This window comes from Oryzomicrobium sp. (assembly GCF_036820405.1).
GTDB lineage: Bacteria > Pseudomonadota > Gammaproteobacteria > Burkholderiales > Rhodocyclaceae > Oryzomicrobium.
Window position 1 is genome coordinate 1 of record NZ_DAISLS010000024.1, and the last position, 12,959, is coordinate 12,959.

General features: G+C 67.9%; 10 protein-coding genes and 3 tRNA genes. 7 read left to right on the top strand and 6 right to left on the bottom strand.

The features are described 5' to 3' along the window. Nucleotides 1-268: hypothetical protein (locus V7Z98_RS17575; RefSeq protein WP_334159389.1), on the bottom strand; the 268-nt coding region annotated here is incomplete at its 3' end. Here V7Z98_RS17575 and V7Z98_RS17580 point away from each other — a divergent pair. From V7Z98_RS17580 to V7Z98_RS17600, 5 genes are all read left to right on the top strand, one after another. Beyond that, a tRNA-Ala gene (locus V7Z98_RS17580) sits at nucleotides 236-311 on the top strand. The two genes, V7Z98_RS17575 and V7Z98_RS17580, sit on opposite strands and share 33 nt — an antisense overlap. A gap of 14 nt (nucleotides 312-325) precedes the next feature. Then, nucleotides 326-401 (top strand) — tRNA-Glu (locus V7Z98_RS17585). 68 nt (nucleotides 402-469) lie between these two features. Further along, nucleotides 470-546, top strand: a tRNA-Asp gene (locus tag V7Z98_RS17590). 110 nt (nucleotides 547-656) lie between these two features. Beyond that, nucleotides 657-1,454 carry an NAD-dependent deacylase gene (locus tag V7Z98_RS17595; RefSeq protein WP_293264792.1) on the top strand — a complete coding sequence of 266 codons (798 nt, stop codon included), beginning with the start codon at nucleotides 657-659 and terminating at the stop codon, nucleotides 1,452-1,454. A gap of 208 nt (nucleotides 1,455-1,662) precedes the next feature. Beyond that, the gene (locus V7Z98_RS17600; protein ID WP_334159391.1) at nucleotides 1,663-3,477 is read left to right on the top strand and encodes a LysM peptidoglycan-binding domain-containing protein; all 1,815 of its coding nucleotides are present in this window, start codon (nucleotides 1,663-1,665) and stop codon (nucleotides 3,475-3,477) included. A gap of 242 nt (nucleotides 3,478-3,719) precedes the next feature. On the opposite strand, the gene V7Z98_RS17605 is transcribed toward V7Z98_RS17600, so the two are convergent. Genes V7Z98_RS17605 through V7Z98_RS17615 form a run of 3 tightly spaced genes read right to left on the bottom strand, consistent with a single transcriptional unit; the run spans nucleotide 3,720 to nucleotide 8,291 of the window. Beyond that, nucleotides 3,720-5,870, bottom strand: a complete 2,151-nt coding sequence (locus V7Z98_RS17605) for an ABC transporter ATP-binding protein (protein WP_334159393.1) — start codon at nucleotides 5,868-5,870, stop codon at nucleotides 3,720-3,722. Then, nucleotides 5,867-7,300: an ABC transporter permease gene (locus tag V7Z98_RS17610; protein WP_334159394.1), complete on the bottom strand. Its 1,434-nt coding sequence runs from the start codon at nucleotides 7,298-7,300 to the stop codon at nucleotides 5,867-5,869. The genes V7Z98_RS17605 and V7Z98_RS17610 overlap by 4 nt, the downstream gene beginning before the upstream one ends. 13 nt (nucleotides 7,301-7,313) lie before the next feature. Continuing rightward, nucleotides 7,314-8,291, bottom strand: a complete 978-nt coding sequence (locus V7Z98_RS17615; RefSeq protein ID WP_293264822.1) for an ABC transporter permease — start codon at nucleotides 8,289-8,291, stop codon at nucleotides 7,314-7,316. A gap of 165 nt (nucleotides 8,292-8,456) precedes the next feature. Here V7Z98_RS17615 and V7Z98_RS17620 point away from each other — a divergent pair, with 165 nt between their 5' ends. Then, nucleotides 8,457-9,080, top strand: coding sequence for a ParA family protein (locus V7Z98_RS17620; RefSeq protein WP_334159395.1), 624 nt, complete (start codon nucleotides 8,457-8,459; stop codon nucleotides 9,078-9,080). A 39-nt stretch (nucleotides 9,081-9,119) separates the two neighbouring features. On the opposite strand, the gene V7Z98_RS17625 is transcribed toward V7Z98_RS17620, so the two are convergent. Both V7Z98_RS17625 and V7Z98_RS17630 read right to left on the bottom strand, forming a co-directional pair. Continuing rightward, complete coding sequence (locus tag V7Z98_RS17625) at nucleotides 9,120-9,452, bottom strand: YnfA family protein (protein WP_293264802.1); 333 nt, start codon at nucleotides 9,450-9,452, stop codon at nucleotides 9,120-9,122. Nucleotides 9,453-9,462: 10 nt separating this feature from the next. Next, entirely contained in the window at nucleotides 9,463-11,658 is a 2,196-nt protein-coding gene (locus tag V7Z98_RS17630; RefSeq protein ID WP_293264804.1) for an ABC transporter substrate-binding protein, read from the bottom strand. Nucleotides 11,659-11,773: 115 nt separating this feature from the next. Here V7Z98_RS17630 and fabI point away from each other — a divergent pair, with 115 nt between their 5' ends. Beyond that, entirely contained in the window at nucleotides 11,774-12,589 is an 816-nt protein-coding gene (fabI, locus tag V7Z98_RS17635; protein ID WP_293264806.1) for an enoyl-ACP reductase FabI, read from the top strand. Nucleotides 12,590-12,959: the final 370 nt, after the last annotated feature.

Consider the following 12,959-nt stretch of genomic DNA (forward strand, 5'->3'; position numbering starts at 1 on the left):
AATACCGGCCTGTCACGCCGGGGGTCGCGGGTTCGAGTCCCGTCCGCTCCGCCAGCAACACCAAAACCGGCTTCGGCCGGTTTTTTCTCCTCGAAACGTTCCAGCCAAAACGTTTTCGGATGAGAAAGCTTGTTCTTTTAAAGATTGAATCGAGAAAAAGCAGGGAAAAGCAGTTTTTTTGCAAAACCCTCTTTACAAGCGAAGGAAACTTCTCTAATATCTCGATCCATCGGTTGGGGGTATAGCTCAGCTGGGAGAGCGCTTGCATGGCATGCAAGAGGTCCGCGGTTCGATCCCGCGTACCTCCACCAAAACTGAAGAACGGGTCCCCATCGTCTAGAGGCCTAGGACACCGCCCTTTCACGGCGATAACCGGGGTTCGAATCCCCGTGGGGACGCCACCTACACTAGGTGGTTGCCAGTGGCAATCACTGGTTTCCGAGAAAATCGGAAATAGCAGTTACCGCGCGGAGCGGTAGTTCAGTTGGTTAGAATACCGGCCTGTCACGCCGGGGGTCGCGGGTTCGAGTCCCGTCCGCTCCGCCAAAAAATACGAAAAACCGGCCTAGTGCCGGTTTTTTGCTTTTCGCCCTCGTTTCTGCAACTTTGGCCACGATTCGGCCGGGGTGGCGAAATGATTCACGCGGGGTTCCACGATGTCCCATTCCCCTTCCCCGTCCGACGAGCAGATCGCCCAGATTGCTGCCCTACTGCGCACCTCGCGCCGGGTTCTGGCGATCACCGGTGCCGGCATCTCCGCCGACTCGGGCCTGCCCACCTACCGCGGCGTAGGCGGACTCTACGAAGGGGAGCTGACCAGCGACGGCATGCCCATCGAGGACGCCCTGTCCGGCGACATGCTCGCCCGCCGTCCGGAAATCACCTGGAAATACCTGATCCAGATCGAGCGCACCTGCCGCCAGGCCGCCCCCAACCCGGCCCATCGCGTGCTGGCCGCCCTGGAGCGCAAGCTGCCCTATCTGCTGGTGTTCACCCAGAACATCGACGGCTTCCATCGGGATGCCGGTACCCGCAACCTGGTCGAAGTCCACGGTACCCTGCACCGGCTGCGCTGCGTGCGTTGCAGCTACCGGGCCAGCGTACCCAGCTACGAAGACCTGGCCATCCCGCCCAGTTGCCCGCGCTGCTTCTCGGCCCTGCGGCCGGACGTGGTGCTGTTCGGCGAGGCCCTGCCGATCAAGGCCATGACCACCCTGGCCGACGCCATGGACGAAGGCTTCGATCTGGTGCTGTCGATCGGCACCTCCAGCGTTTTCCCCTACATCGCCGAGCCTGTCCTGTGGGCCCTGGCCAACGGCATCCCGACGGTGGAGATCAACCCGGGCCAGACGCCCCTCAGCCCCCTGGTGGACTACCCGGTCAAGCACGGGGCCGCTGCCGCCCTGGGCGCCATCTGGCAAGCCCTGGAGCCGGACGCTCCATTGCCGGCCTGACCCGGGCTTCGGCTGCGTCAGGTTTATCGGGCCGAAGCCTTTTATAATTCTGCAGTTTTGTGACGTCCGATCCGGACGGCCCGGCAGCGCCCCAACAAGCGCAGGCCGGTGACCTGTGACGATTGATACGGCGTGCCCCGGCGAGCGACGCGGGGGTGGGCCCCTCCGTACCCCTCGGGGCACGGGGACCACTCAGCGAGAATCTCCGATGCGGAACATCCCACATCCCTATCTCCTTTCCCTCCTATTCGGCTGCGCCCTGGCCGCCCCCGCAGGGGCCCAGACCACCGCCGGCGACGTCCCCCTCCGCCTCTCCTTCGCCCCCTCCCTCAACGGCTACTCCTCCCCCGCCCCAGCGGAAGCCCCCGAGCGCCCCGCCGCTCCGGCCGCCTGGGCCGTGGCAGTGCCCACCGGCGCACCCCAGGCGGCAGCCCCGTCCGGCGGCGAAGCCGGCAACGCCAACGAAAACGGCCTCCAGGTCCGCGAAGTGGCCGCGCCGACGGTGCTGCCCCGCACCATCGACCTGACCGAATCCCCCAACGATCTCTGGGAGCGCATCCGCAACGGCTACGCCATGCCCACCCTGAGCAACGACCAGGTGGAGCAGAACCAGACCTGGTACATGAACCGGCCGGATTATCTGCGCCGCATGGTGGAGCGTAGCCGCCGCTATCTGCACTACATCGTCGAAGAGATCGAGCGCCGCGGCCTGCCCACCGAGCTGGCCTTCCTGCCCATGGTGGAAAGCGCCTACAACCCCATGGCCTACTCGCGCAGCCACGCCGTGGGCCTGTGGCAGTTCATCCCCTCCACCGGCAAAAGCTACAAGCTGGAACAGAACTGGTGGGTGGACAAGCGCCGCGACATCGTCGCCTCCACCGGCGCCGCCCTGGACTACCTGCAAAACCTCTACGAGATGCAGGGCGACTGGCACCTGGCCCTTGCCTCCTACAACTGGGGCGAAGGCGCCGTGCAGCGCGCCATGGCCAAGAACCGCGCCAAGGGCCTGCCTACCGACTACGAGAACCTGACCATGCCGGCGGAGACGCGTAACTACGTCCCCAAGCTGCAGGCCTTGAAGAACATCTTCTCCAGCCCACGCCTGCTGGCCCAGCTGGACATTCCCCCCCTGCCCAACACTCCCTACTTCGCCACCGTGCCCAAGCCCGCCGACATCGACGTCAAGGTGGCGGCCAAGCTGGCGGAAATGCCGGTGCAGGAATTCGTCGCCCTCAACCCGGCCCACAACCGGCCGGTGATCAAGGGCGAGGCCCACCTGGTGATCCCCTCGGACAAGGTGGAGACCTTCCTGAGCAATCTGGAATCCCACGACAAGCCCCTCTCATCCTGGGGCACCCACGTCCTGCAACGCAGCGAGAAGCTGGAAAAGGTGGCGATGCAGTACGGCCTGTCGGTGGTGGAGATCAAGACCATCAACGGCTACGCCCCCAAGGCCAAGGTGCCCAACGGCGCCGTGCTGCTGGTGCCGGTGCGCACCGGAGCCACCCTGGCGGCCCTGCCGGAAATGACGGCCCCGGTGCCCGCCGTCCCCGCGCCGGCAAGTGCCTCTGCCACTACGTCCGCCTCCACCCCGGCGGCGGTTGCCGCCGCGCCGCGCAGCCACAAGGTGGGCAAGGGCGAGACCCTGTTCTCCATCGCCAAGCGCTACGACGTGCCCCTGGCCGAGTTGAAGAAGCTCAACGGCCTGAAGGGCGACAAGGTGGCCCTGGGCACCACCCTCACCTTGTCGTCCAAGGCTGCTCCTGAGCGTGCCCAGGAAAAGCCGGGCAAGGGCGCCGCCACCGTGGTGGTGAAGGCCGAGGGCAAGGGGGGCAAGACGGCCCAGGCCAAGGCCAGCGCGCCCAAGATCACCCGCTACACCATCCGCCGCGGCGACACCCTGGCCTCCATCGCCAAGCACTTCAAGGTGGACCAGAGCGATCTGCAACGCTGGAACAAGGTCTCGGCCCAAAGCATCAAGCCTGGCCAGACCCTCACCATCCAGTTGGCCCGCAACGACTGATCCGGTTCTCCCAACCCCACAAAAGCAAAAGGCGCGTTCAACACGCGCCTTTTGCCTTTTCGCCAGGGGCTTATCAGCCTCCGTCCAGGCGAGAATGCCGTGAAGCCGCAGCCGGTTCGGGCCGGACCTTGCCATCATCAAGGCAGCCGTTGCGGAGGCGACGACACGGTAATCGTCGCAACAAACCTTGAAACGACTGTAGACCGTAGCGGCCCCTTCCGCCAGGAAAAAAACGCCCTGGCCTATTTATCCGGCATCGGCGGTACATCCTTGCCAGCCCAGCGGTGGCAGTGCACCACCCGGGTGGGGGACAGCCGGGTTTCCTCCGGATAGCGGGCCCGGCACGCGGCGTCCGCCTCTGGGCAGCGCGGCTGGAAGTGGCAGCCGGCGGGGGGATTGGCGGGGGACGGCGTCTCCCCGGGGGAGGCAACGTTGCCCACGGCACCCTCGCCCGCTGCGGCGATGCGCGGCACCGCCGCCAGCAGGGTGCGGGTGTAGGGATGGCGCGGGTCGCGCAGCACCTCGTCCACCGTGCCCCGCTCGACGATGCGCCCCAGATACATCACCGCCACTTCGTGGGCCAGGTATTCGACCACGGCGAAGTTGTGGGTGATGAACAGGTAAGCGAGGCCGAGGCGTTCCTGCAACTCCGCCAGCAGGTTAAGAATCTGGGCCTGCACCGACACGTCCAGGGCCGAGGTCGGCTCGTCGCAGACCAGCAGGTCGGGCTGCACCGCCAGGGCCCGGGCGATGGCGATGCGCTGGCGCTGGCCGCCGGAGAATTCGTGGGGATAGCGGTACGCCGCCTCCGCCGGCAATCCCACCTGGTCGAGCAGGGCGGCCACCGCCGCCTCCCGCTCGGCCGCGCCGGGCTTGCCCCCGGGCAGCCCCAGGGCGGTCATGCCTTCGAGCAGGATGGCGCCCACGGTGAGGCGCGGATTGAGGGAGGCGAAGGGGTCCTGAAACACCATCTGCATCTGCCGGCGAAAAGGCGCCAGGGCCTGGCGCCCGTGGTCCGGCACCGGCCGGCCGGCCAGGGCCACCCCGCCCCGGGTGGGGCGCAGCAGGCGCAGGATGCCCTTGCCCACGGTGGTCTTGCCGCAGCCCGATTCCCCCACCAGGGCCAGAGTGCGCCCCCGCTCCAGATGCAGGGAGACGCCATCCACCGCCTTCACCCAGCCCACGGTGCGCTTGAACAGGCCGCGACGGATGGGGAAATGGACTTGCAGGTCCTGCACGTCGAGCAGGGGGGCAGCCCCCGGAGCATCCGAGGCCGCCGGCGTTGCCGCATCCAGCCCGGCCGTAACCATCGCCGTAGCATCTGTGCCGCAACCCGCCACGGCGGGCTCGGGCGCCGGCGGGAAAGCCTCCCGATAGCGCGCCGCCTCCGCCGGATCGTAGAGATGGCAGCGTACCTGCTGGCCGCCCTCCTCCGCCCCGAGCACCGGCCACCAGGCAGGTGCCTCGCTGCCGCAACGGGCGAAGGCCTTGGGGCAGCGCGGGGCGAAGCGGCAGCCCTCGGGCATGCGCGCCAAGGTCGGCACCTGGCCCGGCAAGGCGAGCAGGCGGCGGCCGCGCCGGGCCACGTCGGGCAGGGCGGCGAACAGGGCCTGGGTGTAGGGATGGGCCGGACGGCGGAAGAAATCGTCGCGCCGGCCGGTTTCGATCAACTGGCCGGCGTACATCACCCCCACCCGGTGGGCTGCCTCGGCCACCACGCCCAGGTCGTGGGTGATGAGCAGCATGCCCATGCCGCGCTGTGCCTGGAGGTCGCGCAGCAGAGCCAGGATCTGGGCCTGGATGGTCACGTCCAGGGCGGTGGTCGGCTCGTCGGCGAGCAAAAAGCGCGGCTCGGCGGCCAGGGCGATGGCGATCATCACCCGCTGCTTCATGCCGCCGGAGAGCTGGAAGGGATAGGCCGCCAGCCGCGCCGCCGGGTCGGCGATGCCCACCTGGCGCAGCAGGGCCTCGCTACGCGCCCGGGCGGCCTCGCCGGCCAGGCCCAGGTGGCGGGCCAGCACCTCGCCGATCTGCTGCCCCACGGTGAGCACCGGGTTGAGGCTGGTGGCCGGCTCCTGGAAGATCATCGCCAGCCGGTTGCCGCGCACGTCGCGCAGGCGCGCCGGCGGCAGGGCGAGCAGGTCGTCGCCGCCAAGCTCGGCCCGGCCGCCGAGGATGCGCCCGGCGTCGGGCAGCAGGCGCAGCAGGGCCAGGGCGGTGGCCGACTTGCCGCAACCCGATTCGCCGAGCAGGGCCAGGGTTTCGCCGGGCACCAGGTCGAAGGAAACGCCATCGACGGCGGTGAGCACCCGTCCGGCGGTGGCAAAGCCCACCGACAGGTCGCGCACGCACAGGGTGTCGGCAGGGGCGGCGGAGATGAGAGCGGCGCTCATTGGGCGCTCCGGCGCGGATCGAAGGCCGCCTGGACGGCGTCGGCGAACAGGTTGGCGGCCAGCACCAGGGCGAACATGAAGGCGAAGGCGGCCACCAGGGACCACCACACCACCGGCTCCCTGGCCAGTTCCATGCGGGCGTTGTTGATCATGGTGCCGAAGCTGATGGTGGTGGGATCGACGCCGATGCCCACGTAGGAGAGCACCGCCTCGGACAGCACCAGGCCGGAGAAATCCATCACCAGGGTGATGATGACGATGTGCAGGACGTTGGGCAGGATGTGGCGCAGCAGGATGGTGAACGGGGCCACGCCGAAGGCTTGGGCGGCCTGGACGTAATCGAGTTCGCGCAGCTTGAGGGCCTCGCCGCGCAGCAGCCGGGCCAGGCCGGTCCAACTGGTGACGCCGAGGATGAAGCACAGGGCCAAGAGGCGCAGGTCGGCCCGTTCGGCGGCGGTGGCGAACCACTCGGGATGGGTGTCGATCACCACCTGCATCATCAACACTGCGGCGGCGATCAGCAGCACCCCGGGGATCGAGTTGAGCACGGTGTACAGGTACTGGATGACGTCGTCGATCCAGCCGCCGAAGTAGCCGGCGGCGATGCCGAGCAGGATGCCCAGGGGCAGGGTCACCAGGGTCGTCACCAGGCCGATCACCAGGGCCGTGCGCACGCTCTTGAGCACCTGGTAGAGCACGTCCTGGCCCACCTTGTCGGTGCCGAAGACGTGGTAGCCCGCCGACAGGGCGGTGAGCTTGCCGGCGATCAGGCACACCACCAGCAGGGTCGCCAGCACCGCGTCCCAGGCGAAACTGCCCGGGGGACGTTTCATGAAGATGGCCCGAACGCCGCGCCAGGGCTCGATCTGCGCGATGGCATCGCCAGGCGCCGCGCCACGCCTCGCGTTCCACAGCAGCACCGTGGAGATCAGCCACCAGAGCAGACCTCCAGCCACCACCCCGCTGATTCCGCGCATCGTCACGTCGGCCATCCAGCTATCACCGGGCTTGAGCTGGGCGCCGCCATAGCGCAGCGGCGGAAAATCCCGCTGCTGGCCGCCGTTCGCCAGGATGGCGGTTTCCATGGCGTAGGACTGGGTGGCGAGGGGCGCCGAATAGGTCTTTTCATTGCGCCCGCGCAGGCCGGACAGGGCGCCGTCGAGCACCGACAGCACTTCCACCCCGTAGGCCGCTGGCTTACCCGGCTCGGCCGGCAGGGCCAACCGGTAGTGCAAGGAATCGGCCAGGCCGATCAGGGCGAACACCGCCAGCAGGGTGGCCGCCGCCATGCCGACACGGCTCGTCCCCACCTTGCGCCAGGCCGCCGCCAGGGGCGGCGCGCGGCGCGAGACCACGGCCAGGGTCGCCAAGAGGCCGACGAGCAGCCACAGTACGGCGTCGGACCAGAGCAGGACGGGCTGGAAGGGCATGGCGGCGGAAACGTCAGTCGAAGCGGACCCGGGGGTCCACCAGGGTGTAGGACAGGTCGGTGAGAATCAGCCCGGCGATGTACAGCACCGAGCCGATGAAGACCATGGCGCGCACCACCGAGAAGTCCTGGGCGTTGATGGCGTCGATGGTGTAGCTGCCCAGGCCAGGGATGCCGAAGAAGGATTCCATCAGCAGACTGCCGAGGAACAGCTGGGGAATCACCACCACCACCCCGGTGAGGATGGGGATCATGGCGTTCTTGAGCACGTGGCGGAACAGCACCGTGCCCTCCCCCAGGCCCTTGGCCCGGGCAGTGCGCACGTAATCCTTGCCGATTTCCTCGATGAACAGGGTGCGGTACCAGCGGATCGACGAGCCCAGCCCGGCGACCACGCCGATGGCCACCGGCAGCACCAGGAACTTGAAGGCCGACAGCCCGTCGGCATAGCCCGAGATCGGCACCAGCCGCAGCGCCTTGGAAAACAGCCACTGGCCGAAAATGATGTAGAACAGGCCCGAGACGGACATGGCCGCCACGCAGGCCACCACGCCCCAGAAATCGAGCCGGGTGCCGCGCACGAAGGCCAGCAGCAGCGCCGCCGAAACGGTGACCAGCAGGCCCACGATGAAGGTGGGCACGGCCAGGGCGGTGGACGGGCCGATGCGGGTGGCGATCTCCCGGGCAATGTCCCGGCCGTCCTCGGCGGCGCCGAAGTCGCCGACGAACATGCGCGCCGACTTGGCATAGAAGATGGTGTCAGTGAGCTTGGCCGTGCCGTCGGCCGCCCCGTTGAAGAACAGGGGTTTGTCGTAGCCCCGCTCCGCCTTCCACTTGGCGATGGCCTCCGCCGTCACCCGCTTCACCCCCAATTGCATGCGCGCCATGTCGTCCGGAGTGTTCACCACGAAGAACAGGGCGAAGGTGAGCAGGTTCACCCCGAGCAGGATGGGCACGGCATAGGCGAGGCGGCGGACCAGGTAGGCGAACATGGCCGGACTATAGCAATGGTTGGCCCCCCGGTGGGATTCGGCGTGGGCCGCAGACGCTGCCAAGCTCCGCTCCCATGCCGAACCCCGGCGCGATGCCCGGTGAAACGCGGTGAGAAAATGCGAGAATCGGGGCTTTTCGCCATCCACGCACACGGGAGAACGACGATGACCGCGGTCCTGGTTGCCAACCCCAAGGGGGGCGCAGGCAAGAGCACCCTGGCCACCAACCTGGCCGGCTACCTGGCCCGCCGGGGCCACGCCGTCATGCTCGGCGATCTGGACGTGCAGCAGTCGTCCCGGGAATGGCTGGCCCTGCGGCCGGGCTTCCTGGCGCCGATCGCCACCTGGGACCTGGCCCCCGGCGCCCCGGCCAAACCGCCCCGGGGCACCACCCACGCGGTGCTCGATTCCCCCGCCGGCTTCCACGGCAAGCCCCTGGACAAGGCCCTCAAGGCCGCCACCCACGTGCTAGTGCCGGTGCAACCCTCGTTATTCGACATCCTCGCCACCCGGCGCTTCCTGGAAGTGCTCCAGGCCGAAAAGGCGGTGCGCAAGGGCCAGGTCAAGTTCGGCGTGGTGGGCATGCGGGTGGACGCCCGCACCCGGGCCGCCGGCGAGCTGGAACGCTTCTTTTCCGCCTACGACCTGCCGGTGCTCGCCTTCCTGCGCGACACCCAGCTCTACGTCCAGGCCGCTGCCCAGGGCGCCACCCTGTTCGACCTGGCCCCGGCCAAGGTGGAACGGGACCTGGAACAGTGGCAGCCGATCATCGACTGGCTGGACGCCTGAGCCCGGCCTGGGCCTCTTCCTCCCCCTGCCCCGCCGCCCTCAACCCTCCCGGGGGGCGAACATGATGATGGCCATGCCCGCAAGGGTGACGGCCCCGCCGAGCAGGTCCCAGCGGGTCGGCCGCACCCCGTCCACGCCCCACAGCCAGGCCAGGGCTACCGCCACGTAGACGCCGCCGTAGGCCGCGTAGATGCGGCCGCTGGCGGCGGGGTGCAGGGTCAAGAGCCAGGCGAACAGGGCCAGGGAGGCCGCCGCCGGCAGCAGCAGCCAGGCCGGGGCGCCCTGGCGCAGCCACAGCCAGGGCAGGTAGCAACCGACGATCTCGGCCACGGCGGTGACGAGAAAGAGCAGGACGGTCTTGGCGATGAACACGGCCGCCGCCTCACGGTGCCCGGCGCCGGGCCTGGCGCAACGCCGGCACCACCAGGGCGGCGACGAGCAGGATGCCCACCAGCAGGGGCCACAAAACCGGCCGGTTCCACTCGGCCCGCCTGCGCTCGCGCAGCACCGGGTCGATGCGCTGGTACTTGAGGGCGTTGTTGCCCACTTCCATGGGCTTGCGGTTGCTCAGCCAGGCGTGGCTCAAGGTGTAGCTCTTGGGGTAGAAGGAGAACACCCAGGGCGCGTCGTCCTGGAGGATGGCGAGCATGCGCCGGATGATGGCCAGCCGCTCCGGGGTGTTCTCCATGTTCTTCATGCGCTCGAACAGCCGGTCGAACTCGGGGTTGATGTAGTTGGAGGCGTTCTCGCCCTGGCTGACCGCCTTGGCTTCCTTGCCGTGGAGCAGGAAGAAGAAATTTTCCGGGTCCGGATAGTCGGCGTTCCAGCCGAGGAAGTACATCTGCACCGCACCACGCAGCACCTTGTCCTGGAAGCGGTTGAAGTCGGTGGAGCGGATCACCAACTGCACGTCGATCTTGGCGAACTGGCGGGTCAGCCAGTCGAGCCGGGCCTTGTCGCCCATGCCCCCGGAGGTGGTGTCCAGGTTGAGCACCAGGGGCTCGCCGGTCTTGGCGTTGCGCCCGTTGGGCCAGCCGGCCTCGGCCAGCAGGCGCTTGGCCTCAGTCACCGACTTGCGCCGGGCCTCGCCACCCTCCGGTTTGGCCGGGTCCGCGACCCAGTCGTAGACCCGGGGATTGATGCCGGCCTTGCCGTCCTCGTAGCCGAAGATGCCCGGCGGCAGGGGCCCCATGGCGGGCACGCCGCGGCCGTTGAGGAAGATGGAGATGAACTCCTCCTGGTCGATGGCGATCGACACCGCCTGGCGCAGCTTGCGGCCAGCGTCGGTGAGGCCGCCCACCACCGGGTCCCGGAGGTTGAAGCCCATGTAGAAGGTGGAAGCGCGCACCCCGGCGAGCAGACGGATGCCCTGGGCGCGCATCTCGTCGGTGAGGGTGGCCTCGCCGCTGCCGCCCAGGCGCACCGCCTGATCGAAGTTGTCGGAGGCGATGCCCGAGGCGTCGTAGTAGCCCTGGAGGAACTTGTTCCAGTAGGGAATGCTTTCCTTCTCCCGGGTGAACACGGCCTGGTCGATGAGCGGCAGGACCTTGCCGCAATCGGCCAGCAGCCCGGCCTGACGGTCCCCCGCCTCGCCTTCGCAGGGGTAGGTCTCGCCCCGGAAATTGGGGTTGCGCGACAGCACCATGCGCCGGTTCGGGTCGTTCTCGGAGAGCATGAAGGGGCCGGTGCCCACCGGCCACCAATCCAGGATCAGGTTCTTCTCGGCCATGCCCGGCTGGCTGTAGAAGCGGTCCACCTCCCGGGGCACCGGGGCGAAGAAGGGCATGGCCAGCCAGTAGGCGAACTGGGGGTACTTACCCTTGATGTGGATGCGCCAGGTGTGGGCATCGACCTTTTCCGCCCCGGGCAGGTCGTAGCGGTCCAGGTCGAGCCAGCCCCCGGGGGGCAGGGCCTTGGCGTCCTCCTGAAGCCGGGCGCCCAGGTCTTTGAGGCCGACGATCAGCTCGCTCATCATGCCGAAGATCGGCGAATGCAAATGGGGGTGGGCGAGGCGCTTGATCTCGTAGATGTAGTCGTCGGCGGTCAGTTCCCGGGTGCCGGTGTGGGCGAAATCGGCGATGCCGTTGATACCCGCCAGGGCCGCCCGGTCCAGCCGGTCGTAGCGGGGATTGCCCGCCGCGTCCACGGCGAAGGCCGGGTGGGGCTGGAAGCGGATGCCCGGCTTGAGGCGCAATTCATAGACGCTCTGGGCCACCTGCTCCGCCGGGGCGTCCGCCGCCAGGGGCCGGCCGGCCGCGTCCAGGTAGCGGGGTTCGGGCACCGCCTCGACCGTGGCCGGAATCAGGGCGTAGGGCCGCTTCAGATAGTGGTACTGGAGCGGCGGCTCGTAGATCTGGGCGGTGAAGGTGATCTCGTCCTCGGTGTAGGACTGGACCGGGTCCAGGTGCTTGGGCCGGTCGGTAAACGCCGTGTAGAGGATGTTTCGCCCGGACTGGTCGGCCGGATAGGGGTTGTTCCACTCGCCGTCGCAGGCGGCCAGGGAGAGCAGGAGGGCCGCCAGCAGCATCCCCGGCAGGCGGGGACGGGATGCGCGGCACGGGAAGCGGAAGAGAGACATGGCGCGAGTGTAGCGAAAAATGGCCCCGCCCCCGCCATTGCCGCACGAACGACCGTTTGACGGCTTTCCTTTATAATCGGCGGCGCTCCGTTTCAGGGACTACAAGGAAAAATCCATGGGTTTCCTCGCCGACAAACGCATCCTCATCACCGGCCTCCTGTCCAAGCATTCCATTGCCTATGGCATAGCCAAGGCCTGCGCCCGGGAAGGCGCCCAGCTCGCCTTCACCTACCAGATCGAGCGCTTCAAGGACCGGGTCGGCAAGTTCGCCGAGGAATTCGGCAGCGACCTGCTCTTTCCCCTCGACGTGGCCAACGACGCCGACATCGACAACCTGTTCGCCGAACTGGGCAAGCGCTGGGACGGCCTGGACGGCCTGGTGCACTCCATCGCCTTCGCCCCCGGCGCGGCCCTGGAAGGCGACTTTCTCGACGGCTTGTCCCGGGAAGCCTTCCACATCGCCCACGACATCTCGTCCTACAGCTTCCCGGCCCTGGCCAAGGCCGCCCGGCCGATGCTGGAAAAGGGCAACAAGCCGTCCCTGGTGTGCCTCTCCTACCTGGGCGCCGAGCGCACCATGCCCAACTACAACGTGATGGGCCTGGCCAAGGCCAGCCTGGAGGCCGCCACCCGCTACATGGCGGTGTCCCTCGGCCCCCAGGGCATCCGGGTCAACGCCCTCTCCGCCGGCCCGATCCGCACCCTGGCCGCCTCCGGCATCGGCAGCTTCGGCAAGCTGCTGGCCTACAACGCCCACCATTCCCCCCTGCGCCGCAACGTGACCATCGACGAGGTGGGCAACGCGGCGGCCTTCCTGCTTTCGGACCTGGCTTCCGGGATGACCGGCGAAACCATGTACGTGGACGGGGGCTTCAACACCACCGCCCTGGGCAACGCCGAATTGCCCCCGAGCGGCAGCGAGGCGGCCTGAGCTTTAGCGCCCAACCCGCACCACTGCATCGCCCTATCCGGTAACGCCGGCGGCACCTTTGGGTCCGTCGGCGTTTTTGCGTCTACGGCCGCCCTCGCCCTCGCCCTCGCCCTCGCCCTCGCCCTGCAACAGCATCCGCGATACTTTAATTTTGTTCATGTATTTTTTCGGGAGCATCCCCGATCTCTAATACTGGCGCGGACCTTTGTTTTTATCCGATGAAAATACATTAGATTTATTCATGTATCGCCCTACATCTGTCGGATCTTCGGGTGCTAAACCTCACCCCTCGCCTGGCGCCTTCCCGACCTGAACCGCCGGGTTTCGCCTGACGGCGAGCCACTTTCTGTCCGGCGACAGAAAGTGGCCA